Raw genomic sequence first — 23,372 nt, 5'->3', positions numbered from 1 at the left:
CCGAGGGGGAGGTCGGGGTCAGCCGGCGCTGTAGAAGCTCTTGCGGAGGTACTCGTCGACGTCCTCCTCGGTCACGCGGAAGGACCGCCCGACCCGGACCGCCGGCAGCTCGCCGGAGTGCACGAGGCGGTAGACGGTCATCTTCGAGACGCGCATCATCGCGGCGACCTCAGCCACCGTCAGGAACTTCGGGTCCGTGTAGTCCCCAGGGGTGTTCGCCATCGTGCACCGACTTTCTCGCGCGCGTCACGCCGCCGGCTTCCCCGCCGGCGGGCCCTTCGTGCACGCCACGTGAAGGATAGAGCCTCCTGTGATTGATGGGGAAGCAAATCACTCATGAAACTCGTGGGATCACGGCGTGTCTCCTTGCGGCGAGCACATTCTTTACCGTGTCGTGTCCGGCGCCTCAGGGCAAGGGGTCGATCCCGAGTCGGGGAAAGGTCTCGGTGCGGGTGGCGTTGATGGCGCGGTCGAGCCAGGAGTCGGGGTCGTAGCCCTCCGACCAGTCCCGCCAGGCCGGGGTGCGGCCGTCGGTCAGCCGGAACGGGGGCGTGCGGCCCAGCCGGGTCCGCACGTGCTCGCGCCACTCCTCGGGGGTGTCGGTGTCGGGCGGCAGCGGCCGTCCCGAGACGATCGCGAGCAGATGGGTCCAGGCGCGGGGCACGACGTCGACGACGGCGTAGCCGCCGCCGCCCGTCGCGACCCAGCGGCCCCCGCAGACCTCGTGCGCCAGCTCGTGGAGAGCCTCGTAGGCGGCGCGCTGACCGTCGACGGTGAGCATGAGGTGGGCCAGCGGGTCGTCGATGTGGGAGTCGCAGCCGTGCTGGGTCACGAGCACGTCGGGCTCGAAGGCGCGCAGCACCGGCGGCACCACCGCGTGGAAGGCCCGTAGCCAGCCGCCGTCCGAGGTGCCGGGCGGGAGCGCCACGTTGACCGCGGTGCCCTCGGCGTCCGGCCCGCCGATGTCGTGCGCGAAGCCGGTGCCCGGGAAGAGCATCTGCCCCGTCTCGTGGAGGGAGACGGTGAGCACCCGCGGGTCGTTCCAGAAGATGTGCTCCACGCCGTCACCGTGGTGCACGTCGACGTCGACGTAGGCGACCCGTTTCGCTCCGCTGTCGAGCAACCGGCGGATCGCCACCGCCACGTCGTTGTAGACGCAGAAGCCGCTCACCCGCCCCGGCATGCCGTGGTGGAGGCCACCGGTGATGTTGGCGCTGTGGAGGCTGCGCCCGCTCCACACCTGCTCGGCGGCCTCGACACTGGCGCCGACGACGTGGGCAGCGGCGACGTGCATGTCCCGGAAGACGGGGTTGTCGTCGCTGCCGAGCCCGAACTCGTCGGTGTAGTCGGCGGTCGTGCCCGCCCGAACCACCGCCTCGACCAGCCGCGGCTCGTGGACCGTGAGGAGCTCCTCCTCCGTCGCGAAGGGGGCCTCGACCAGCCGCAGCCGGTCGCCGGTGACGCCGAGCGCGGCGGCCAGCCGCATGGTGAGGTCGACGCGCAGCGGTGACATCGGGTGGGTGGGACCGAAGTCGTACTCGGTGAGGCTCGGGTCGAAGACGACCGTCGCCGGACCGGAGCACTCCACCATGGCGGCGAGCGTATCCGAGCGCGCCACGGTAGCCGCGCCGCCGAACGGCCTCGGCTACCGAAGGGCGGGCACCCTCAGCTGCCCTCCGCCAGCGCCCGGGAGCGGTCGCGAGCGGCCTCCATCGCTGCGAGGAAGGCGGCGCGGACCTTGTGCACCTCGAGCTCGCGGAGCGCCGCCGCGGTCGTGCCGGCCGGCGAGGTGACCTGCTCGCGGAGCACGACGGGGTGGGAGCCGGTCTCGCGCAGCATGTGGGCCGACCCCACCACGGTCTGGACGACCAGCTCGGTCGCCGTCGCCCGGGGCAGCCCGAGGTGGACGCCGGCCTCGATCATCGACTCCACGACGTAGAAGATGTAGGCCGGGCCGGACCCGGAGATGGCGGTGACGGCGTCCATCTGGCGCTCGGGCACCCGCAGCACCTTGCCGGTGGAGGCCATCAGGGACTCGGCGACCGCGAGGTGCTCGTCGTCGCAGTGCGAGCCGGGGGCGATCGCCGCCATGCCCTCGTCGACGAGGGCGGGGGTGTTGGGCATGACCCGCACCACGGCGACCCCCGCGGGCACCCTCGCCTCGATGAACGCCGTGGTGATGCCGGCGGCCAGCGAGACCACCAGCTGGCCGGGGCGCAGCTCGGAGGCGACCTCGTCGAGCAGGCCCGCCATGTCCTGCGGCTTCACGACGATCGCGACGGTGTCGGCCTTGCGGGTGGCGTCGACGTTGGAGACCACGGAGACGCCGTACCGCTCCTCCAGCTCCCGGGCGCGCTCGGGGCGCTTCTCCCCCACCAGCAGCCGGTCGACCCGGCGGCCTGCCCGGACCAGGCCCGAGAGCAGCGTCTCCCCCATGACGCCCGCGCCGAGGATGGCGGTCTGGCTCATGGGTTCCTCCTCCAGAGGGCGGGTGCGGTCAGCTCTTCGAGACCAGCGATCGCAGGAAGAATGACAGGTTGGACGGCTTCTCCGCGAGGCGTCTCATGAGGTAGCCGTACCACTCGGTGCCGTAGGGGATGTAGACCCGCACGGTCTCGCCGGCGTCGGCGAGACGCTGCTGCTCGGTCGGCCGGATCCCGTAGAGCATCTGGAACTCGTAGGTGCCCTTCTCGCGGCCGTAGCGGCTGGCCAGCGAGGAGGCGATGTCGACCATGCGCGGGTCGTGGGTGGCGATCATGGGGTAGCCCTGGCCGCCCAGCAGCACCTTGAGGCAGCGGACGTAGGACTTGTCGATGTCGATCCGGTCCTGGAAGGCGACCGCCTCGGGCTCGAGGTAGGCGCCCTTGCACAGCCGGACGCGCGAGCCCTCGTGGGCCAGCGCGCGGCAGTCGGCCTCGGTGCGGTGGAGGGCGGCCTGCAGCACCGCGCCGGTCTCGGGGAAGTCCTTGCGCAGCTCGCGCAGGATCCGCAGCGTGGAGTCGGTGGTGGTGTGGTCCTCCATGTCGAGGGTCACCGTCGTGCCGGCATTGCGGGCGGCGCGGCAGATGGTGCGGGCGTTCTCGAGCGCCACCTTCTCGCCGTTGTCGGGCAGCGCCTGGCCGACCGCCGACAGCTTCACCGAGACTTCGGCCCGACCCGCCAGCCCGCGCCCCGAGAGCTCCTTGAGCACGTCGACGTACGCCGCGACCGTGGCGTCGGCCTGCTCGAGGTCGAGGGTGTCCTCGCCGAGGTAGTCCAGGGTGACGGTGAGGCCGGACTCGACCAGGCCCGCGGTGGCGTCGACGGCGGCGTCGGTCGTCTCACCGGGGACGTAGCTGTTCACGATCCCCGAGGACACGGGCATGGTGCTGACGAGCTTCTTCACCTGCTGGCTGCGCGCGAGGAGCAGCAGCGGCTGGCGGAGCAGGGGCATGCGGGACAGGTTACGCGGCGAGTCGACTGCGGCCCTACTCGTGGCCGGTGACCGGCTCGCCGGCGGGTCCGCTCACGGCGTACGCCGGCGCAGGGTGGCCGCGCCGAGGGCCAGCCCGACGACGACGAACCCGGCCACCACGCCGAGGTCCTGCCAGACCTCGGTCGTCTCGCTGGTACGGGTCAGCGTCTGCATGGCGTCGACCGCGTAGGACAGCGGCAGCACGTCGCTGATCGCCTCGAGGACCGTCGGCATCGTGTCGCGGGGGACCAGGAGCCCGCACAACAGCATCTGGGGCACCACGAAGACCGGCATGAACTGGACGGCCTGGAACTCGCTGCGGGCGAAGGCGCTGACGAACAGGCCGAGGGAGGTGCCGAGCACCGCGTCGGCGACCGCCACGACGGTGAGCAGCCAGACCGGGCCCGCCAGGTCGAGGCCGAGCAGCGTGACCGACACGACCACCGCGACCACCGACTGCAGCGCTGCCATGAGGCCGAAGGCCAGGGCGTAGCCGAAGAGGAAGTCCGGCTTGTCCATCGGCATCGACAGCAGCCGCTCGAGGGTCCCGCCGGAGCGCTCGCGCAGGGTGGTCACGCTGGTGACCAGGAACATGATCACGAACGGGAAGAGCGCGAGCAGCCCCGGTCCGGCACGGTCGAAGGCGCCACCGGGCACCTCCGAGAAGATCCACCACAGCAGCGTCATCAGCAGGGCCGGCACCAGCAGCAGCATCGCCAGGGTGCGGTGGTCGTGGCGGATCTGCGCCAGCACCCGACCGGCCACCGCCAGCGTCACGCGGGGGCTCATGCCGCCTCACCTCCCACGATCGCGAGGAAGGCGTGCTCGATGTCGGGCGAGCCGGTGCGTGACCGGATCTCCTCGGGGCTGCCGTCGGCGATGATCGCCCCCTCCCGCATGAGGAGCAGGCGGTCGCACCGCTCGGCCTCGTCCATCACGTGGCTGGAGACGAAGACCGCCGACCCGGCATCGGCCAGGGTGTGGAAGAGGCCCCAGAGCTGGCGGCGCAGCACCGGGTCGAGGCCGACGGTGGGCTCGTCGAGGACCAGCAGGTCGGGGTCGCCGAGCAGCGCCACCGCCAGGCTGGCGCGCGAGCGCTGGCCACCGCTCAGGTCGCCGACGAGCTGGTCGGCGTGGTCGTCGAGCTCCACCGCCGCGACCGCCCGCTCGACGGCGTCGCGGCCGAGCCCGCGCACCCGCGCGAAGAAGGTGAGGTTGCCGGCGACGGTGAGGTCGTCGTACACGCTCGCCGCCTGGGTGTGGTAGCCGACCCGGTCGCGCAGCGGGGCGCTGCCGGCCGGCTGGTCGAAGACCTGCACGCTGCCGGACTCGACCACCTGCACCCCGACCAGGCACCGCATCAGGGTGGTCTTGCCGCACCCGCTCGGCCCGAGCAGTCCGGTGACCCCACCACCGATGCTGACGTCGAGCCCGTCGAGGACCCGCCGCCGTCCGCGCACCACCCGGAGCCCGCCGACCTCCACCGCGTTTTTCATCATACGTTGAATTATGCGCCCGCTCGGCCCTCAGGGCAAGGGTCCGGTCAGGTAGCGCTGCACGGTGGGGGCGTACGTCGCCACCAGCCGCTCCCGGGGCATCGAGGCCAGCGGCTCGACCCGCAGCACGTAGCGGAGCATCACGATGCCGATGACCTGGCTGGCCACCAACGGCATCCGGTGCTCGGGGCGGTCGAGCCCGAGGGCGCGTCCGACCGGCTCGATGACCACGGGCAGGAAGCCCTCCGCCAGGAGGCGGGCCCCGCCGGGCTCGAGCACCCCCCGCACGAACCCCACCAGCGTGGGCTGCAGGTCGGGGTCGTCCCAGGCCTCCAGGAGGGCACGCAGGAAGCGCTCGGCGGCACCCTCGGGCCCGGCGGCGATCACCGGGGCGAGCACCTGCCGCGGGTCGACGGGCAACTCCATCGCCGCCATGAACAGGTCGTCCTTGCTGCCGAAGTAGTGGTGGACCAGGGCGGCGTCGACACCCGCCTCACCGGCGATGCCCCGGATCGTCGCGCCGGCGACCCCGTGGCTGGCGAACTGCGACCGCGCGGCCGCGAGGATCGCTGCCCGGGTGTCCGGGGCACCGGGCCGGCGGCCGCGACGCGCTCCGGCCATCAGGCGCTCACCGCGAAGTGCTCGCGCGCGAACTCCAGGGACTCGCGCAGGTCGGTCTCCCGCTGCTCGCGGGTGGTCGCCTTGCGGGTGTTGATCTCGACGACGACGTCACCGGAGAAGCCGGAGTCGGCGACGTGGGTGAGGAACTCGGCGGCCCTCATGACCCCGCGACCGGGCACCAGGTGCTCGTCCTTGGCGGACCCGGTGCCGTCGGTCAGGTGGACGTGCGTCAGCCGCGACCCCATCCGCACGGCCATCTCGATCGGGTCGGAGGCGGCGATGGCGGCGTGGGAGAGGTCGATCGCCGTGTGGGCGTAGGGCTCGGTGGAGGGGTCCCAGCCCGGCGCGTACATCTCCATGCCCCGGCGGGAGGAGGCCCGCCACGGATACATGTTCTCGACGGCGAAGGCGATCCCGGTCGAGGCCTCGAGTGCCGCGATGCCGTCGACGAAGCCGGCGGCGTACTCGCGCTGCCAGCGGAACGGCGGGTGCACGACGACGACCTCGGCACCGACCGCCTCGGCCATCTCGGCCGAGCGCTCCAGCTTGCCCCACGGCTCGAGCCCCCAGACGCGCTGCGTGAACAGCAGGCACGGCGCGTGCACCGCCGAGATGGGGATCTCGTGGTGGTCCGACAGCTGCCGCACGGCCGAGACCTGCTGGCTCAGCGCGTCGATGCCGACCATGACCTCCACGGCGTCGTAGCCGAGCCGGCTCGCCCACGTGAAGGCGTGCGCAGAGGACTCGGGGTAGACCGAGGCCGTCGACAGTCCGATCCGCGTCACGGGGTCAGCGGCCGTTCGTGGCCCGGCTGATCGCGTCGATGCGCTCGAGGATGACGCCCTCCCGCAGCGCCCACGGGCAGATCTCGAGCTCCGGCAGGTCGAAGATCTCCATGACGGCGACCGCGACCAGGGCACCCGGGAGGATCTGGTGGGTCCGGCTCGGCGAGACGCCCGGGAGGTCCCGCAGCTCCTTCTCCGACATCGCCGCCAGCTTGGGGATCCAGTCGTTCATCTCCTCCAGCGGCAGCATCCGCGGCACCAGCATTCCCTCGCCCGCCGGCGCCGCCCCGCAGATCCGGGCGAGGGAGCGGAAGGTCTTCGACGTCGCCACCGCGTGGTCCGGCCGCCCCGAACGCAGCAGGTTGCCGGCGTCGTGGGCGATCTCGGCGCGGATCTTCTTGCGCAGGGCGCGGATCGTGTCCTCGTCGCGATCGCCGGAGAGGTGGTCGCGGGCGAGCCGCGCCGCCCCGAGCGGCAGCGACCAGGCGACGTCCGGTGCCTCGGCCGTGCCGGCCGCGATCTCCAGGGACCCACCACCGATGTCGAACACCGCCAGCCGGCCCGAGGACCAGCCGAACCACCGGCGTACGGCGAGGAAGGTCAGCCGGGCCTCGTCCTCGCCCGGCAGCACCGTGATGACCTGGCCGGTCCGGGTGCTCACCTCGTCGAGCAGCTCGTGGCTGTTGACGGCGTCGCGCACGGCCGAGGTCGCGAAGGCCAGCATCTCCTCGCAGCCCTTGTCCTCGGCCACCCGCTGCGCCTGACCCGTGAACTGGGCCAGGGCGTCGACGCCCTCGTCGCTGATGGCACCGTCCTCGTCGAGGTGCTCGGCGAGGCGCAGCGGCTCCTTGTAGGAGTAGGCCGGCAGCGGTGCCGCACCGTCGTGGGCGTCGACCACCAGGAGGTGGCCGGTGTTGGACCCGATGTCGAGCACGCCCAGACGCATGGGCCCAAACTACCTGCCGCGTAGTGTTGCTCCGTGCCCGAAGTGGACCTCGACTTCCCTCGCGCGTTCGTCGAGTTCGTCGACCCTGACGACGCCGACCAGGTGTTCCGTTGCGACCTGACCTGGTTGACCTCCGGCTACACCTGCATCTTCGGCCAGGGCTGCCCGGGCATCTACAGCACCTCGCCCGACACCGGCTGCTGCACGCTGGGGGCCCACTTCTCCGACACGGACGACCAGCGACGGGTGGCGGGCTTCGTCGCGGAGCTGACCCCCGAGCAGTGGCAGTTCCACCCCGGCCGCAGGGTGCGCAAGGGCGACTGGGTCGAGAAGGACGAGGACGGCGAGCCCAAGACCCGGACCCACGAGGTCGCGGGTCAGTCGGCCTGCGTCTTCCACAACCGCACCGACTTCCACGCCGGCGCGGGCTGCGCGCTGCACCTGCTGGCGCTCGAGCAGGGACGCAACCCGCTGGAGACCAAGCCGGACGTCTGCTGGCAGCTGCCCATCCGGCGCACCTTCCGCACCGTCGAGCGGCAGGACGAGACCTCCTACACCGAGGTGACGATCACCGAGTACGACCGCCGTGGCTGGGGCCCCGGCGGCCACGACCTCGACTGGTACTGCTCGGGCAACACCGAGGCCCACGTCGCCGTGGAGCCGCTCTACGTCACCAACGCCGCCGAGCTCACCGAGCTGATGGGGGCGCCGGCGTACGCCGAGCTCGTCCGGCTGTGCGAGGCGCACCTGCGGTCACGGTCCGCGCTGGCCCTCCACCCAGCCGATCCGCGCTGACTCTCGACATCAAGACAACTCGACCCCGCCGTCCCGGGCACCAGACGCAATGCTGACAATGAGAGGCATGCGCTTGGACCATCTCTCATTTGCAGCGGGACCTGATGGCCTTGCCAGCACTGCCCAGCGAATCGGGGGACTGCTCGGCACGGAGTTCAAGGACGGGGGCGTCCATCCGCGGTTCGGGACGCGGAACATGGTGCTCCCCCTCGCTGACCGCACCTACCTCGAGGTCGTCGAGGTCCTCGACCACCCGGCCTCCGACAAGGCGCCCTTCGGGCAGGCCGTGCGCGCCCGCTCGCAGCTCGGCGGCGGCTGGCTCGGCTGGGTCGTCTCCGTCGACGACATCGCGGCCGTCGAGACCCGGCTCGGACGCGAGTCCGCCAACGGCAACCGCCACCGGCCCGACGGGACCGAGCTGCGGTGGAAGCAGATCGGCGTCAACGGTCTGATCGCCGACCCGCAGCTGCCGTTCTTCGTCCAGTGGGACAGCCCGGCCGACCTGCACCCGAGCACGGGCGCCGACCCTGCGTACTCCCTCGCGTGCCTGGAGATCGCCGGCGACCCCCAGCGGGTCTCGGAGTGGCTCGGGGAGACCGTCGAGGCGCCCCTGGAGGACGTCAAGGTCGAGTGGGTCGCCCCGAACGGCACCCCCGGCATCATCGCCGCCCAGGTCCAGACGCCGCACGGGCTCGTCCGGATCTGACCGAGGAGGTCGCGACGGGCGCGCCCAGACCTCGACCGAGCCCCAACATCTGGCAGCACCCGGCGACGTACGAGGTCGAGAACCGGGCCCTCGACCGGGCCGGTGTCCTCGCGGACACGATGGCCTCCCTCGCGAGCTGGTCCGGCCGGGACGTCCTCGACATCGGCTGCGGCTCGGGGTTCCACCTGCCTCGCTTCGCGACGGTCGCGGCGCGGGTGACCGGGGTCGAGCCGCACCCGCCGCTGGTCGCCCTGGCCCGCCGACGCACCCGCCGGCTCGACAACGTGGAGGTGCTCGCGGGACAGGCGGAGGCACTGCCGCTGCCGGACCGCTCGGTCGACGTGGTCCACGCGCGCTGGGCCTACTTCTTCGGTCCCGGCTGCGAGCCGGGGCTCGCCGAGCTCGACCGGGTGGTGCGCCGGGGCGGCACGGCGTTCGTCATCGACAACGACCCGACCCGGTCCACCTTCGGCGGCTGGTTCCGCCGCGGCTTCCCCGCGGTGGACCCCACGGCCGTGGAGCGGTTCTGGTCGCGGCGCGGCTGGACCCGCCACCCCCTCGACCTCAGGTGGGAGTTCGACTCACGCGCCGACCTCGAGGCGGTGGTGCGGATCGAGCTGCCCACCGCCGTCGCCGAGGAGGTCCTCGCGACGTACGCCGGGACGTCGGTGGACTACGCCGTCAACCTCTGGGTCCGTCACTGGTGAGGCGTTCCTCGTGCAGCAGGCGACGGATCCGCCCCGTGACGAGATAGCTGGTCAGCCTGACCGCGCGGCTGTGGAAGTGCACGGTCGTGCCGTCGATGGTGCGATGCCACCGCGGGTCACCGCTGTCCGCCCGGCCGAACACCGCCGCCAGGCCGCACCGGCCGTCGAGTCCCACACCGTCGTGCTGCCGTCCTGTCGGGGCCATCGCCCACCTCCGCCGTCTCGTGGCTGGTTGCTTCCCGATCACGCTAGGTCCGCGCGGAGATCCGGTCGATGCTCACCCGGCTCGGCTTCGTACCCGTACGGATCAAGGTCCGACCCGGTCAGTCACACGCGGCGTAGTCTCGGTGTCGTGCTCGACGTGCTCACCGACGTCGTCGACGCCACGCGGACCACCGGCGTCGTCTTCGCCCACGTGCGGTTCCGGGTGCCGTGGGGCCTGGCCTGCGAGGCGGCGCCCGTCGCCGGCTTCCACGTCGTCGCCTCCGGCTCGTGCCTGCTGGTGCTCGAGTCGGGAGAGCAGGTCCGGCTGGGCTCCGGCGACATCGCCCTGGTCCCCCACGGCCACGGCCACGTGCTGACCGACCGCCCCGGGTCACCGGTCACGCCGCTGTCGGAGCTGATGGGGGACGCTGAGGCCGGGGAGCTCCGCTCCTTCCGGCTGGGGGGCGACGGCGGCGAGACCGTCCTGGTCTGCGGCGGCTACCTCTTCGACGCACGGGGCGGGCCCCATCCCTTGCTGGAGCTGCTGCCCCCGGTGATGCACCTCGAGTCCGGTGCGCTCGACGAGGCCACCCGCAGCCTGGTGCGCGTCCTCGCCGGCGAGGCCGCCGGACCAGGTCCCGGCTCGGCCACCGTGATGAACCGGGTCGCCGACGCGCTGCTCATCCACGTCGTGCGGGCCTGGGCGGCGACGCGGGACGGACGGGAGCTCGGCTGGCTCGCCGGGCTGCGCGACCCCGCGATCGGCGCCGCGATCCGGACGATCCACACCGAGCACCGCCACCCGCTGCCCGTCGAGGAGCTGGCCGCACGCGTCTCCCTGTCGCCCGCGACGTTCAAGCGGCGCTTCCGCGACCTCGTCGGGTCGCCGCCCGGGGCCTACCTCACCCGGGTCCGCCTCGACCAGGCGGCACGGCTGCTGCGCGACACCGACGACCCGGTCAGCACGATCGCCCGTGCGGTGGGCTACTCCACGGAACCCGCGTTCAGCCGCGCCTTCTCGCGCCGTCACGGTCTGGCTCCGGGACGGTGGCGGGCAGAGCTGCGGGCCGCTCCTCCTGCCTCGCCGTTCGCCGTGACGCACCACGGCCGGTGAGTCAGGTCGTCCCGCGGACGACCAGCTCCGGCTCGAGCAGCACGCCGCCACGGCGTACGGGCGGGTGACCGAGCAGGCCCTCCAGGGCACGCACGATCTCGACCGCCACGTCCTCGAGCGGCTGCCGGACCGAGGTCAGGCCGGGCGGGACGGTCTGGGCGACCTGCGAGTCGTCGAAGCCGACCACCGCCACGTCACGCCCCGCCACCAGCCCTCGCTCGGCGAGGGTGTGCATGACCCCGACCGCCAGGGTGTCCGAGGCGCACACGAACCCGGTCGGACGCGCCTCCTCCAGCAGGTGTGCGCTGGCCTCGCGACCGCTGTTGACGGTGTCCTCGGAGCGGGAGGCCAGGCCCGTGGTCGACAGGCCGCGCGAACGCATCGCCCGGGTCCAGCCGGCGCGGCGGTCCTCGCCGATCACCTGGTCCTTGTGCCAGCCCAGCCAGGCGATCCGTTCATGCCCCTTCTCGAGCAGGTGGGTCGTCGCGATCTCGGCGCCAGCCGCGCCGTCGACGTCGACCCAGGGGTGGGCGGCGTCGGGGTTGTCCCAAGGCCTGCCGAAGGCCACGAACGGCGCACGGCGGGCCTCCAGCCAGGCCGCCTGCGGGTTGCCGAGGTAGGTGTCGGTGGCGACGAAGGCGTCGACCGCGGTGGAGCGCAGCAGCGCGTCGTAGCCAGCGGTGGGGTCCTCGAGGTCGCCGGGGAAGAGCAGGACGTGGTAGCCGGCCGCGCTGGAGGTCTCGACGAGCGAGTGCACGAACCGGTCCATGGTGGCGTTGGCGGTGCCCTCCTGCGCGGGGGCGAACCGCAACCCGATGAGGTGGCTCGCCCGGGTGCGCAGGTTGCGGGCGGCGCGGTTGGGCGAGTAGCCCAGCTCGTCGATCGCCTCGAGCACGCGGCTGAGGGTGTCGGCACGCAGCAGGTCGGGGTTGTTGACGGCGTTCGACACCGTCTGCCGCGAGACACCCGCCAGCTCGGCCACGTCGGCCAGCGTCGGCGGGGTCGTGGGCACGTATCCCGAGGTACGCGTCATGGGAGCCCCCTTGATCGTTCCAACCACACCATACCGGCCGATGTCGGTGTCGTGACCTAGCGTCTGCCCCATGCCGAAGAGCCCCGCCCGCACCCGCCCGGCCTACCGCTGCAGCGAGTGCGGCTGGGAGACCGCCAAGTGGGTGGGCCGCTGCGGCGAGTGCCAGGCCTGGGGCTCGGTCGCCGAAGCCGCGGCTGCACCCACCACCCGGGCCACCGCCTCGGCGGTGACGGCGCCCGCGGTGCCGATCGGCCAGGTCCCGGTCGAAGCATCGGCGTTCCGCAGCAGCGGGGTCCCCGAGCTCGACCGCGTGCTGGGGGGCGGGCTGGTCCCGGGCGCGGCGATCCTCATGGCCGGCGAGCCGGGCGTCGGCAAGAGCACCCTGCTGCTCGAGGTGGCCGCCCAGACCGCGCGCTACCAGCGTCGCACCCTCTACGTCACCGGCGAGGAGTCCGCTTCCCAGGTGCGGCTGCGAGCCGACCGCACCGGCGGTGTGCACGACGAGCTCTACCTCGCGGCCGAGACCGACCTCGGCGCGGTGCTGACCCACATCGAGCAGGTGCGGCCCGAACTGCTGGTGGTCGACTCCGTGCAGACGATCGGCGCCAGCGGCGTCGACGGGGTCCCCGGCGGCGTCACCCAGGTCAAGGAAGTGGCGGCGGCGCTGATCCGGGTCGCCAAGACCCGCAACATCACCACGCTGATCGTGGGCCACGTGACCAAGGACGGCACCATCGCCGGCCCGCGCGTGCTCGAGCACGTGGTCGACGTGGTCCTCGGCTTCGAGGGTGACCGCAACTCGCGGTTCCGGATGGTCCGCGCGCTCAAGAACCGGTTCGGCCCCGTCGACGAGGTGGGCTGCTTCGACCTCTCGGCGGAGGGCATCGTGGCCGTCACCGACCCGACCGGGCTCTTCGTGGAGCAGCACGCCCAGCAGGTCCCGGGCACCTGCGTGGCGGTGACGATGGAGGGGCGGCGACCGCTGCTGGCCGAGGTGCAGGCGCTGGTGACCCCGACGGCCGCCGAGCGCCCCCGGCGTACCACCAGCGGGCTCGACGGCTCGCGGATGGCGATGGTGCTGGCGGTGCTGCAGCAGCACGGCGGGATCCGGCTGCAGAGCCACGACGTCTTCGCCTCGACCGTCGGGGGCGTGCGGCTCACCGAGCCGGCGACCGACCTGGCCCTCGCCCTCGCCCTCGCCTCGGCATCGGCCGACCGGCCCGCGCCGCGGGGGGTGGTGGCGATGGGCGAGCTCGGGCTCGCGGGCGAGCTCCGCAAGGTGCGCGACCTGCCGCAGCGGATCTCCGAGGCGGCGCGGCTGGGCTTCCAGGTGGCCGTCGTCCCCGGTCGGCACCAGGGGCCCTCGGGCCAGGACCGGCAGGTCGACGGCATGCGGGTGATCGAGGTCCCCGACATCGCCACCTGCCTGCGGCTCCTCTCGCTGATCAAGGAGCGGGAGCGATGACGAACGATCCCCGCGTGGGGCTCACGATCTCCTAGACTGCCAACCGGATGCCGGTCCCACCCCGAGGGACCACACGAGGGAGGCCCAGGTGTCTGGCACGGTTCGCACCGACGAGCAGCTCCGGCTGCGCGCGACCCTGGCGTCGATCGCGCCCGGCACCGCGCTGCGCGACGGCCTCGAGCGCATCCTCCGGGGTCGCACCGGCGCGCTGATCGTTCTGGGCCACGACCGGGCCGTCGACGCCATCTGCACCGGCGGCTTCACCCTCGACGTGCCGTTCACCGCCACCGGGCTGCGCGAGCTGGCCAAGATGGACGGCGCGATCGTCGTCGACGGCGACGTCACCCAGATCATCCGCGCTGCCACCCACCTCATGCCCGACCACACCATCCCGTCGGAGGAGACCGGCACCCGCCACCGCACGGCCGACCGTGTCGCGAGGCAGACCGGGTTCCCGGTGATCTCGGTGTCTCAGTCGATGCAGATCATCGCGGCGTACGTCGGCGAGACCCGGCACGTGCTGGAGGACTCCGGCCAGATCCTGTCGCGCGCCAACCAGGCCCTCGCCACCCTCGAGCGCTACAAGCTGCGGCTCGACGAGGTCAGCAGCACCCTCTCCGCGCTGGAGATCGAGGACCTCGTGACGGTCCGTGACGTCGCCGTGGTCGCACAGCGGCTGGAGATGGTGACGCGGATCGCCCGCGAGATCGAGGACTACGTGCTCGAGCTCGGCACCGACGGCCGGCTGCTGTCGCTGCAGCTCGAGGAGCTCGTCACCGGGGTCGACATGGAGCGGGAGCTGGTCGTGCGCGACTACCTGCCGGCGGCCCGGGGCAGCCAGGATCCCGACCACTACCTCGCCCAGCTCGAGGCGCTCTCGCCGACCGAGCTGGTCGACCCGGCTGCTGCCGCCCGTGCCCTGGGTCTCGGCACCGGCGAGCACCTCGACGGCGCGGTGGCCCCCCGCGGCTACCGGTTGCTGGCCAAGGTCCCGCGGCTGCCGCAGTCGGTCGTGGTCAGGCTGGTCGACCACTTCGGCAACCTGCAGAAGCTGCTCTCGGCGGGGATCGAGGACCTGCAGACCGTCGACGGGGTCGGCGAGCTGCGCGCCCGCAGCGTCCGCGAGGGTCTCTCCCGCCTGGCCGAGTCCACGATCCTCGAGCGGTACGTCTGAGGCCAGCGGCCTCCGAGCTTGCTCGGAGGGCGCGTCGGCGAGATCAGTCGCCCTGGCCCCGCCGGTCGCGGGCCCGCTGCTTCTTGCCCTTGTCCGACTTCGGCTTCACGACCTCGGTGACCACGTCGGGTCGTGGGGTGGTGACCTCGAAGTGCAGGTCGGCGGGCTCGCCCGCGAGGGCGGCGGCCTTGACGAAGTACCACCCCGGGAGCGCCCAGGCGGTGTTGCGGGTGCACCCCTCGTCGGAGCGCCGGGCAGACCAGGTGACCTCGACCTCGGTGCTGACGCTGTTGCGCACGACGACGTCCTCGCGGGGAACGGCGCGGGGGCAGTCGAGGCTGGACCAGATGTCGTCCTTGCCCGAGGTGATCTTGACGGTGACCGACTGCGGTGACACCTGCCAGGTGCAGGCCTCGGCCGCGATGGTGCGCAGCTCGAGGACGATCGTGATCGGGCTGCCGCCGACCGCATCGTCCAGGGTCGGCGTGACGGCGATGTCGCTGTCGACGCACTCTCCGTCGGGCGGGGGCAGCTTGGGCTCGCGGTCCTTCTTGTTCTTCTTGTTCTTCTGCTTGCGGCGTTTGTCCCGCTGCTTGCCGTCCTTCTCGTCGGTCGGCGCCACGGCGGCAGCACTCGGTCCCGCTGTGGGAGCGGGCTCGCTCGGCTCGGCCGCCACCTGAGCGGCCCGGTCGGGGCCCTCGGGACTGCTGCCCGTCGCGAGCCGCACCAGCTGGGTGCTGCCGAGCACGAGGCCGGCCAGGGCGAGGAGGACGACCGTGCGCCGGAACCAGTAGACACGGGCCGGCAGCGGTCCCCGGGTCATGGTGGTCATGGCTCCACGTTAGGCAGCGGCGGCGCCGCCGCCGGGGAGCCACGCGGGGGGCGCTAGTTTCGAGCGCGATGGACGATCTGCACGCGCCGCTGCTGCGGTGGTACGACGAGCATGCGCGGGAGCTGCCCTGGCGCGGGCCCTCGGCGACCCCGTGGTCGATCATGGTGTCGGAGTACATGCTCCAGCAGACGCCGGTCGCCCGGGTGCTGCCGGTGCACGAGGCGTGGCTCGACCGGTGGCCGACCCCGGCCGACCTCGCCGCCGACTCCACCGGCGAGGCGGTCCGCATGTGGGGCCGGCTCGGCTACCCGCGCCGGGCGTTGCGGCTCCACGCTGCCGCGACCGCGATCGTCGAGCGCCACGACGGCGAGGTGCCAGCCAGCCTCGAGGAGCTGCGGTCGCTGCAGGGCGTGGGCGACTACACCGCAGCCGCGATCGCGGTCTTCGCGTTCGGCCGACGGCACGCCGTGCTGGACACCAACGTGCGGCGAGTGCTCGCGCGGCTGCGCGCCGGCGTGGAGCTGCCACCGGTGTCGGTGACTGCCGCGGAGCGACAGCGAGCCGACGACCTGCTGCCCCCGGACGACGCCGCGGCCGCCACGTGGTCGATCGGTCTCATGGAGCTCGGGGCGCTCGTCTGCACGGCCCGGCGCCCACGGTGCGACCAGTGCCCCGTCGCCGGGGCCTGCGCGTGGCGGGCGGCCGGCTACCCGGCGTACGACGGGCCGCCACGGCCGGGGCAGGCCTGGGCCGGCACCGACCGGCAGTGCCGGGGGCGGTTGCTGGGTGTGGTGCGCGACGCCGACGGGCCGGTGCATGCGAGCGCGCTCGACCTCGCGTGGAGCGAGGCCGAGCAGCGCTCACGGTGCCTGGCGGCGCTCGTCGCGGACGGACTGCTCGCCCGCGACGGCGACGCCTACCGGCTGCCCTGAGGTCGGCCGGTCAGGACTTCGGGACGTCGGACCCGCTGTCGGAGTCGTCAGGACCCTCGTCGGGCTCGGCGCCGGCCTCGACGTCGGCCGTCTCGAAGGGCGGCAGGTCGGGCAGGTCGCCCATCTTCTGCCCCTCGAAGGTGAAGGTCGCCGTGGCGCCCTCCCCCTCGACGTCGACGAGCACGATCTGACCGGGCCCGACCTCGCCGTAGAGCATCTTCTCGGCGAGCACGTCCTCGACCTCGCGCTGCACGGTGCGGCGCAGGGGACGGGCACCCAGCACGGGGTCGAAGCCCCGTTCCGCCAGCAGGTTCTTGGCGTTCTGGGTGAGCTCGATCTTCATGTCGCGGTCCTTCAGCCGGGTCTCGACCGCGCCGATCATGTTGTCCACCATCGAGATGATCTGCTCCTGCGACAGCGGCGGGAACACGATGACCTCGTCGACACGGTTGAGGAACTCGGGACGGAAGTGCTGCTTGAGCTCCTCCTGCACCTTGTTCTTCATCCGCTCGTAGGACCCCGCGGCGTCCCCGGACTGCTGGAAGCCGAGGTTGACGCCCTTCGCGATGTCGCGGGTGCCGAGGTTGGTGGTCATGATGATGACGGTGTTCTTGAAGTCGACAACCCGGCCCTGCGAGTCGGTCAGCCGACCCTCCTCCAGGATCTGGAGCAGGCTGTTGAAGATGTCGGGGTGCGCCTTCTCGACCTCGTCGAAGAGCACGACCGAGAACGGCTTGCGGCGCACCTTCTCGGTGAGCTGGCCCCCCTCCTCGTAGCCGACGTAGCCCGGGGGCGAGCCGAAGAGCCGCGAGACGGTGTGCTTCTCGCTGAACTCGCTCATGTCGAGCTGGATCAGCGCGTCCTCGTCGCCGAAGAGGAACTCGGCGAGCGACTTCGACAACCACGTCTTCCCGACGCCGGAGGGGCCGGCGAAGATGAACGACCCACCGGGACGCTTGGGGTCCTTCAGGCCGGCGCGGGTACGCCGGATGGCGCGGCTGAGCGCCTTCACGGCCTCTTCCTGGCCGATGACGCGCTTGTGGAGCTCGTCCTCCATCTTGAGCAGCCGGCTCGACTCCTCCTCCGACAGCTTCACGATCGGGATGCCGGTCGCCACGGCGAGCACCTCGGCGATCAGCTCCTCGTCGACCTCGGCGACCTCGTCCATGTCGCCGGCACGCCACTGCTTCTCGCGCTCGGACCGGCGGGCGATGAGCTGCTTCTCCTCGTCGCGCAGCCGGGCGGCGGCCTCGAAGTCCTGCCCGTCGATCGCGCCCTCCTTGCGCTGGCGGACCTCGGCGATCTGCTCGTCGAACTCGCGCAGGTCGGCCGGCGCCGTCATCCGCCGGATCCGCAGCCGCGACCCGGCCTCGTCGATGAGGTCGATGGCCTTGTCGGGCAGGAACCGGTCGGAGATGTAGCGGTCGGCGAGGGTCGCCGCGCTCACCAGGGCCTCGTCGGTGATGGTGACGCGGTGGTGGGCCTCGTAACGGTCACGCAGGCCCTTGAGCATCTCGATGGTGTGCGCGATCGAGGGCTCGGCGACCTGGATCGGCTGGAACCGGCGCTCGAGGGCGGCGTCCTTCTCGAGGTACTTGCGGTACTCGTCGAGCGTCGTGGCGCCGATGGTCTGGAGCTCACCGCGGGCCAGCATCGGCTTGAGGATGCTGGCGGCGTCGATGGCTCCCTCGGCCGCACCGGCGCCGACCAGCGTGTGGATCTCGTCGATGAAGAGCACGATGTCGCCGCGGGTGCGGATCTCCTTGAGCACCTTCTTGAGGCGCTCCTCGAAGTCACCGCGGTAGCGCGACCCGGCGACCAGCGCGCCGAGGTCGAGGGTGTAGATCTGCTTGTCCTTCAGCGTCTCCGGGACGTTGCCGCGCATGATGTCCTGCGCGAGACCCTCGACGATGGTGGTCTTGCCGACGCCCGGCTCGCCGATGAGCACGGGGTTGTTCTTGGTACGGCGGGACAGGATCTGCATGACCCGCTCGATCTCCTGCTCGCGCCCGATGACGGGGTCGAGCTTGCCCTCACGCGCGTCCTGGGTGAGGTTGCGGCCGAACTGGTCGAGCACGAGCGAGGAGGACGGCGCGTCGCCGCCGGAGCCACCGGTCTGGGCGCCGGCGCTGGCGGACTCCTTGCCCTGGAAGCCGGAGAGGAGCTGGATCACCTGCTGACGCACCCGGTTGAGGTCGGCGCCGAGCTTCTGGAGCACCTGGGCGGCCACGCCCTCGCCCTCCCGGATCAGGCCGAGCAGGATGTGCTCGGTGCCGATGTAGGAGTGGCCGAGCTGCAGCGCCTCCCGCAGGGAGAGCTCCAGCACCTTCTTGGCGCGCGGGGTGAAGGGGATGTGTCCGGAGGGTGCCTGCTGGCCCTGGCCGATGATCTCCTCGACCTGGGCGCGCACCGCCTCCAGGGAGATGTCGAGGCTCTCCAGCGCCTTGGCCGCCACGCCCTCGCCCTCGTGGATCAGGCCGAGCAGGATGTGCTCGGTCCCGATGTAGTTGTGGGACAGCATGCGGGCCTCTTCCTGGGCCAGCACCACCACTCGTCGGGCTCGGTCGGTGAACCGCTCGAACATGCGCATCGCTCCTGTTGCCTGTGGGGCGACCCGCCACGGGTGGCGGGTTCGTCGAGTCCTACAACCCCTGACACCACCCTACGCGTTCCCGTATCAGGCACGAGCTCGTCCGCCCAGAGCGAACGGGCAGGCCCGCGCGAGGAACGAGCGCGGGCCGCGGCCCGTGAAGGCTGAGCAAGCGACGCGCCTGAGCCTGCGAGGTCGCGCGAGCGCGTCGAAACCACGCAAGCTGGCACACGAGAGCGCGCACGACGAGTAGCCGTGGCGGCGCCGGGCGTTTCGTGGCTCGGGCCTAGCGGCCCTCACACCTCAACGTCCGGCAGGGCCGAGCACCTCAACGTCCGGACGAAGCGAGCGCCACGACGTCCGGCGGACGGTGGGGTCAGTGGGCGGCTTCGAAGGCCTCCCGGACCTCGGCGGGCACCCGACCACGGTCGGAGACCTCGTAGCCGTTGGAGCGGGCCCAGTCACGCAGCTCGCGCGCGCTCGGACCGGAGGAGGCGGCGGCGCTGGCGCGGGAGCGGCGCCCGCGCCCGGAGGTCACCTTGCGTGCGTGACCGACGTATCCCGAGAGGGCGTCGCGGAGCTTCCCGGCGTTCTTCTCGTTCAGGTCGATCTCGTACGTCGTCCCGTCGAGCCCGAAGGTGACGGTCTCGGACGCCTCGCTGCCGTCGAGGTCGTCGACCAGGACGATGTTGACCTTCTGGGCCATTTCTCCCTCAATTCATGTGTTCATCAGAATGCAATGCCTATCCAGGCACCTCGCATATCCTGACAGGATTGCGGTTGATTCTCAATTCGCACGGTCTTATCGCGAGAATTGCACAGGAGAAGCAATTTGAGTAATCACCCGGAAAAGGGCTCTGAATTGTCCGGCCCGCAGCGGACGACGACACCCGGAGGCTGCTCGCAGACGAGGCCGTCCTGGAGCCGGAGCGTGACGGAGAGCGGTGCGCGCCAGCGCAGCACGACCTGGGCGCGCTCGGCGACCCGCACGCCGAGCTCGCGCAGCGTCCGCAGGGCCCCTCGTGCCGCGAGGGCGGCCTGCTCGCGCGGGGCGTCGCCCGACACGAGCAGCCGACCGTCCTCGACCACGGTCGAGACGTCGACGCCGGCGTAGGCATCCTCGACGGCCGCCTCGAGCTCGGTGAGCGCTGCCGCACACTCCTCGGCGGAGCACGGGGTGAAGAAGGCGGGGTCGAGCTCCTCGCTCTCCCGAGCGGCCCCGGCGACCTGCCGCGGCGGGTCGGAGCGCACCGTCGCGAGGGAGGTTGCTGCGTCGTGCTCGGGCCACCGGTCGAGGACCCGCAGCACCTCGGTCGCCACGACGCGTGCCTCGACGGCCGTCGCGACGTCGGCCCGGACCAGGGCTGTGCTCGACGACCCGCGGTCCAGGCGCGAGGACCGCGAGACCTCCTCGACCTCGGTGACGTCCGTCAGGTCGGCCAGTGCCTCGAGCCGCTCCCGGGCGTCGTCGGTACAGCTCGGACCGGGGCAGGTCGCCTGGTCGCCGAGGGCCGGCGGCTCCTCGGAGCAGGAGGAGAGCAGGGCCACCAGCAGCACCGTGCCGGGCAGCGCGCGCACACGTCGGGTCACGGCAGCAGGTTGCCCGCCATGGCGAGGGGGTCGCGAATCTCGGCCGGGCGGAGCTGTTCGCCCAGCCGGGTCTGGTAGGACCGCGTCACCGTCTGCACCTGGTCGCCCTCCTCGGCGAGGAAGCCCTGCTGCCGCATGCTGCCGAGCACGGCCTCGACCGAGGGGTCGGTGCTCGCGTCCGCGGCGTCGGCGATGTCGCCGTAGACCGACAGGGAGTGGTTCTGGCCGGGCCCGGCCCCGAAGCTGCCGCCGTGGACGTCGGCCTGCACGGTGACGTGGCGGGCGGTGTCGGGGTTCGACTCGCCGTCGAGGAGGGGAACCACGTCTCCGGTGTTCTCGAGCGAGAGCACCGTCACTTCGTCAGGGATCCCGGAGGTGGCGACGGGCGATCCCGCCGTCACGACGTGGGTGACGTGGTAGCCGAAGTCCGGGTCGGCAGCCAGGCCGGCCGCCTGCATGCCGCCCTGGGAGTGGCCGACGAGCATGACCGGGGCGTCCGCCTCCACTCCCGCCTCGGCAAGGGCGAGGGCCACGGCGTCGCCGTAGGCGGTGTCGTCGCCGGCGATCAGGTTGAGGTTGGAGCCCATGTTGCGGATCGCGTCCTCGGCCAGGAAGTCGTCCGTGCCGGGGAGCTGGACGATCCAGCTGACCGTCCCGTCAGCACGGGTCAGCTGCTGCACCGAGATCACGCCGTCGGGCACGGTGTCGTCAGCCGGCTGCGACAGGTCCTCGACGAGGTCACCCAGGTCGCGAGGGGCGTCGTAGGCGAACACGTCCTCGGGGTAGCCCTGGTCGAGGGCGCCACGGTAGTCGCCGAAGAGGAGAGCCCCCAGGTCGTCGGCCGCGGCTCCGGTGTCGGCGTGGAACCCGTCGAGGCCGAGGGCACCCATCACCGGCGCAGTGAGCGGGTTGGCCGCCATCCCGTCGAGCAGCCCCCCGCCACCACCGACGAGCGTCTCCAGCAGCTCGGGGTGGTCCTCCAGGTGTGCGATCAGCTCGGCGTCGCTGACCCCACTCATCCGCAGGCCGCCGTAGGCGAGACCGCCCGCGAGCAGCACTGTCGGCAGGTTGACCCCGATGGCGAACCCGAGCCCGTAGTGGAGGGTCTCGAGGGCGGCGTGACGAGCCCGGTCGGCAGTCCGGTAGAGCTCGACGCAGGCGACGAAGCACACGCTCTGCGCCTCGATCGTCGCGGCGCGCACCACCAGCCCGCGCGGACCGTAGGTCGCCTCGAGGATGGCTGCCTCCGCGGCGGCGAAGCTGTCGGGGGAGAGGATCGCGGAGGCGACCAGGTCTCCGTCAGCCGCCTCGAGCTTGTCGTCCCAGGCCATGGCCACCAGGCGACCACCGGTGTCGCCGTAGAGCCGACCCAGCCGCTCGAGGTCGTCGTAGCGGGCATCGATGCCGCCGGCCCCACCGCTGACGCGCAGCTCGGGCATCTCAGGCGTCCCGTCGGCCATCACTGCACCCCCTCGACCAGCGGCAGCGTGAGCAGCCCCAGGTCACGCGCGTCGCGGCGGCGCAGCACGCTGGTCGCGGCTCGACCCGGACGCAGCTCGTGCCAGCCGTCATCGAGGAGCAGCCAGGACGCGACGCCCGGGTCCTCCCGCCGGTCACGCCGCGTCGTCAGCAGCCGGAGCCGACCCCGGCAGGTGGTCAACGTCCGGAGCAGCGCCACCACCTCCTCGGTGTCGGCCGGACGGACTCCACGTGCGTCGCCCATCCGGACGTTGCCGACGTGTCCCGCCGCCATCGCCGGCAGCAGGTCGGGTCGCTGGTCCCGCGCTGCCTTGGTCGCCCCCGCGAGCAGCTCGCTGGGCAGGGACACGTGGTCGGGCAGGACGAGCGGCGCGGCCTCGGGGACCCAGGGGTCGAGGTCGACCGCCCGCGTCAGCTCGCCGACCCAGCGCCTGGGGTCGTACCAGGCGACGTCGAGGTCGGTGAGGTCGCGCAGCGTCAGCCGCGTGACGAGTCCGCTGGTCACCCCGAACCACGCACGGAGCCGGACCTCGCCCACACGTCGTCGGGCGGCGACGTCGAGGACGAGCGAGAGCGCGCCCCCGGCCAGCACGTGCAGGGCGCCGGCGAGGCCGGAGTCGAGCTCGTCGCCGTCGAGCACACCCAGCTCGCCGAGGCGGGCGCGGGCGCCACCGGGCCCGGTGTCGTCGGCGCGTCGCAGCTCGGCCGCGACCATCCGCTGGGCCGCGCGGGAGTCCGGGACCGGGCCGGGGTCGTCGCCCCGACCATCCAGCCGCTCGACCATCCGGTCGTCGGGCCCGGGTGCGCCGTCGGTCCGCAGCGGCAGGGGTACGTCGCCGGCCAGTCGCGCCGCGAGCACGAGCTCGCCGAGCGAGAGCGTGACCTGCCGGGGAACCGGCACCTCCTGGGTGGCCGGGGTCGCCGGTCGGACCCGCACGACGGTCGTCACAGCCGGACCCCCGGCACCACGTCGGGCATGTCGAGCCAGTCCTTGTGTCCCGGCGGTGGCGTGGGTGTCTCCGCCAGCCGCCGGTCCTCCTCGTCGCCGGGGGTGAGCGCGTCCTTGATGCCGTCGGCGACGGCAGCGAGGGCAGCACGGACCCTGCTCGCCGCCTCGCTGACGATGTCCCGCACCTGGCGCTCGATCGTGGCGATCAGGTCGAGCAGACGCTGCACCTCGTCGGCGTGGGCACGCACCCGCTCGGCGGCCTCGTCGTAGTCGCGGGCAACCCGGCGCAGCTCGTCACGGCGCTCGCGTGCCTGGTCGCGCATCCGGTCGGCGGCGACGGAGACCCAGCTGACGGTCTCGCTGGCGGAGTGGAGCTCGTCGGCCTCGGCCCGCAGCTGGTCGGCGCGACGCTCGAGCCGCTCGGCCACCTCGCGGATCCTGCTGGGCTCTCCGTACATGGCGGGACGCTTCCCGGTGCCCCGGAGACGCAAACCCGACCG

General features: G+C 72.4%; 25 protein-coding genes. 7 read left to right on the top strand and 18 right to left on the bottom strand.

The window, feature by feature from the left end:
• Positions 1 to 18 precede the first annotated feature (18 nt).
• The 9 genes from K6T13_RS01690 to K6T13_RS01650 all read right to left on the bottom strand — a co-directional run bounded on the left by K6T13_RS01690 (position 19) and on the right by K6T13_RS01650 (position 7,302).
• On the bottom strand, positions 19 to 222 hold the full coding sequence (locus K6T13_RS01690; protein ID WP_222896468.1) for a helix-turn-helix domain-containing protein: 204 nt from the start codon (positions 220 to 222) through the stop codon (positions 19 to 21).
• Between the two features lie 184 nt (positions 223 to 406).
• Entirely contained in the window at positions 407 to 1,591 is a 1,185-nt protein-coding gene (locus K6T13_RS01685; protein WP_222896467.1) for an acetoin utilization protein AcuC, read from the bottom strand.
• Positions 1,592 to 1,665: 74 nt separating this feature from the next.
• The gene (proC, locus tag K6T13_RS01680) at positions 1,666 to 2,469 is read right to left on the bottom strand and encodes a pyrroline-5-carboxylate reductase (RefSeq protein WP_222896466.1); all 804 of its coding nucleotides are present in this window, start codon (positions 2,467 to 2,469) and stop codon (positions 1,666 to 1,668) included.
• Positions 2,470 to 2,497: 28 nt separating this feature from the next.
• Positions 2,498 to 3,433, bottom strand: coding sequence for a proline dehydrogenase family protein (locus tag K6T13_RS01675; RefSeq protein ID WP_222896465.1), 936 nt, complete (start codon positions 3,431 to 3,433; stop codon positions 2,498 to 2,500).
• A 72-nt stretch (positions 3,434 to 3,505) separates the two neighbouring features.
• Entirely contained in the window at positions 3,506 to 4,243 is a 738-nt protein-coding gene (locus tag K6T13_RS01670; protein ID WP_222896464.1) for an ABC transporter permease, read from the bottom strand.
• Entirely contained in the window at positions 4,240 to 4,953 is a 714-nt protein-coding gene (locus K6T13_RS01665) for an ABC transporter ATP-binding protein (RefSeq protein ID WP_222896463.1), read from the bottom strand. The genes K6T13_RS01670 and K6T13_RS01665 overlap by 4 nt, the downstream gene beginning before the upstream one ends.
• Positions 4,954 to 4,980: 27 nt before the next feature.
• On the bottom strand, positions 4,981 to 5,571 hold the full coding sequence (locus K6T13_RS01660; RefSeq protein ID WP_222896462.1) for a TetR/AcrR family transcriptional regulator: 591 nt from the start codon (positions 5,569 to 5,571) through the stop codon (positions 4,981 to 4,983).
• Complete coding sequence (locus tag K6T13_RS01655) at positions 5,571 to 6,356, bottom strand: sugar phosphate isomerase/epimerase family protein (protein ID WP_222896461.1); 786 nt, start codon at positions 6,354 to 6,356, stop codon at positions 5,571 to 5,573. Before K6T13_RS01655 ends, K6T13_RS01660 begins: the two co-directional genes overlap by 1 nt.
• A 4-nt stretch (positions 6,357 to 6,360) precedes the next feature.
• Positions 6,361 to 7,302, bottom strand: coding sequence for a Ppx/GppA family phosphatase (locus tag K6T13_RS01650; protein ID WP_222896460.1), 942 nt, complete (start codon positions 7,300 to 7,302; stop codon positions 6,361 to 6,363).
• 33 nt (positions 7,303 to 7,335) lie between these two features.
• Between K6T13_RS01650 and K6T13_RS01645 the strand changes: the two genes are divergently transcribed.
• The 3 genes from K6T13_RS01645 (at position 7,336) to K6T13_RS01635 (ending at position 9,510) form a co-directional block, all read left to right on the top strand.
• Positions 7,336 to 8,097 carry a DUF3109 family protein gene (locus K6T13_RS01645; RefSeq protein ID WP_222896459.1) on the top strand — a complete coding sequence of 254 codons (762 nt, stop codon included), beginning with the start codon at positions 7,336 to 7,338 and terminating at the stop codon, positions 8,095 to 8,097.
• Between the two features lie 49 nt (positions 8,098 to 8,146).
• Positions 8,147 to 8,803 (top strand): VOC family protein, encoded by a 657-nt coding sequence (locus tag K6T13_RS01640; protein ID WP_346729098.1) that lies wholly within the window; start codon positions 8,147 to 8,149, stop codon positions 8,801 to 8,803.
• Positions 8,804 to 8,922: 119 nt separating this feature from the next.
• Positions 8,923 to 9,510 carry a class I SAM-dependent methyltransferase gene (locus K6T13_RS01635; RefSeq protein WP_222896457.1) on the top strand — a complete coding sequence of 196 codons (588 nt, stop codon included), beginning with the start codon at positions 8,923 to 8,925 and terminating at the stop codon, positions 9,508 to 9,510.
• Here K6T13_RS01635 and K6T13_RS01630 read toward each other — a convergent pair.
• The gene (locus K6T13_RS01630) at positions 9,485 to 9,715 is read right to left on the bottom strand and encodes a hypothetical protein (protein WP_222896456.1); all 231 of its coding nucleotides are present in this window, start codon (positions 9,713 to 9,715) and stop codon (positions 9,485 to 9,487) included. The genes K6T13_RS01635 and K6T13_RS01630 overlap by 26 nt on opposite strands.
• Before the next feature lie 147 nt (positions 9,716 to 9,862).
• Here K6T13_RS01630 and K6T13_RS01625 point away from each other — a divergent pair, with 147 nt between their 5' ends.
• A complete protein-coding gene (locus K6T13_RS01625) occupies positions 9,863 to 10,828 on the top strand; it encodes an AraC family transcriptional regulator (protein ID WP_222896455.1) in 966 nt (321 codons plus the stop codon).
• A 1-nt stretch (position 10,829) separates the two neighbouring features.
• Here the strand turns inward: K6T13_RS01625 and K6T13_RS01620 are convergent, their stop codons facing one another.
• On the bottom strand, positions 10,830 to 11,861 hold the full coding sequence (locus tag K6T13_RS01620; RefSeq protein WP_222896454.1) for a LacI family DNA-binding transcriptional regulator: 1,032 nt from the start codon (positions 11,859 to 11,861) through the stop codon (positions 10,830 to 10,832).
• A gap of 70 nt (positions 11,862 to 11,931) precedes the next feature.
• On the opposite strand from K6T13_RS01620, the gene radA reads away from it, so the two are divergent.
• Both radA and disA read left to right on the top strand, forming a co-directional pair.
• Positions 11,932 to 13,326 carry a DNA repair protein RadA gene (radA, locus tag K6T13_RS01615; RefSeq protein WP_222896453.1) on the top strand — a complete coding sequence of 465 codons (1,395 nt, stop codon included), beginning with the start codon at positions 11,932 to 11,934 and terminating at the stop codon, positions 13,324 to 13,326.
• An 88-nt stretch (positions 13,327 to 13,414) separates the two neighbouring features.
• The gene (gene disA / locus K6T13_RS01610; RefSeq protein ID WP_222896452.1) at positions 13,415 to 14,500 is read left to right on the top strand and encodes a DNA integrity scanning diadenylate cyclase DisA; all 1,086 of its coding nucleotides are present in this window, start codon (positions 13,415 to 13,417) and stop codon (positions 14,498 to 14,500) included.
• A 43-nt stretch (positions 14,501 to 14,543) separates the two neighbouring features.
• On the opposite strand, the gene K6T13_RS01605 is transcribed toward disA, so the two are convergent.
• A complete protein-coding gene (locus K6T13_RS01605) occupies positions 14,544 to 15,332 on the bottom strand; it encodes a hypothetical protein (RefSeq protein ID WP_222896451.1) in 789 nt (262 codons plus the stop codon).
• 68 nt (positions 15,333 to 15,400) lie between these two features.
• Between K6T13_RS01605 and K6T13_RS01600 the strand changes: the two genes are divergently transcribed.
• Complete coding sequence (locus tag K6T13_RS01600) at positions 15,401 to 16,264, top strand: HhH-GPD family protein (RefSeq protein ID WP_222896450.1); 864 nt, start codon at positions 15,401 to 15,403, stop codon at positions 16,262 to 16,264.
• Positions 16,265 to 16,274: 10 nt separating this feature from the next.
• Here K6T13_RS01600 and K6T13_RS01595 read toward each other — a convergent pair whose 3' ends face one another.
• From K6T13_RS01595 to K6T13_RS01570, 6 genes are all read right to left on the bottom strand, one after another.
• Positions 16,275 to 18,848 (bottom strand): ATP-dependent Clp protease ATP-binding subunit, encoded by a 2,574-nt coding sequence (locus K6T13_RS01595; protein ID WP_222896449.1) that lies wholly within the window; start codon positions 18,846 to 18,848, stop codon positions 16,275 to 16,277.
• 382 nt (positions 18,849 to 19,230) lie between these two features.
• Positions 19,231 to 19,560 (bottom strand): histone-like nucleoid-structuring protein Lsr2, encoded by a 330-nt coding sequence (locus tag K6T13_RS01590; RefSeq protein ID WP_222896448.1) that lies wholly within the window; start codon positions 19,558 to 19,560, stop codon positions 19,231 to 19,233.
• Positions 19,561 to 19,694: 134 nt separating this feature from the next.
• Positions 19,695 to 20,444 (bottom strand): hypothetical protein, encoded by a 750-nt coding sequence (locus K6T13_RS01585; protein WP_222896447.1) that lies wholly within the window; start codon positions 20,442 to 20,444, stop codon positions 19,695 to 19,697.
• Positions 20,441 to 21,904, bottom strand: coding sequence for an alpha/beta hydrolase family protein (locus tag K6T13_RS01580; protein WP_222896446.1), 1,464 nt, complete (start codon positions 21,902 to 21,904; stop codon positions 20,441 to 20,443). Before K6T13_RS01580 ends, K6T13_RS01585 begins: the two co-directional genes overlap by 4 nt.
• A complete protein-coding gene (locus tag K6T13_RS01575; protein WP_222896445.1) occupies positions 21,904 to 22,872 on the bottom strand; it encodes a hypothetical protein in 969 nt (322 codons plus the stop codon). Before K6T13_RS01575 ends, K6T13_RS01580 begins: the two co-directional genes overlap by 1 nt.
• Positions 22,869 to 23,330 carry a WXG100 family type VII secretion target gene (locus tag K6T13_RS01570; protein WP_222896444.1) on the bottom strand — a complete coding sequence of 154 codons (462 nt, stop codon included), beginning with the start codon at positions 23,328 to 23,330 and terminating at the stop codon, positions 22,869 to 22,871. Before K6T13_RS01570 ends, K6T13_RS01575 begins: the two co-directional genes overlap by 4 nt.
• Positions 23,331 to 23,372: the final 42 nt, after the last annotated feature.

It is taken from the genome of Nocardioides coralli, from assembly GCF_019880385.1.
In the GTDB taxonomy this organism is placed as follows: domain Bacteria; phylum Actinomycetota; class Actinomycetes; order Propionibacteriales; family Nocardioidaceae; genus Nocardioides; species Nocardioides coralli.
This window is presented reverse-complemented; position numbering and strand designations above follow the sequence as displayed.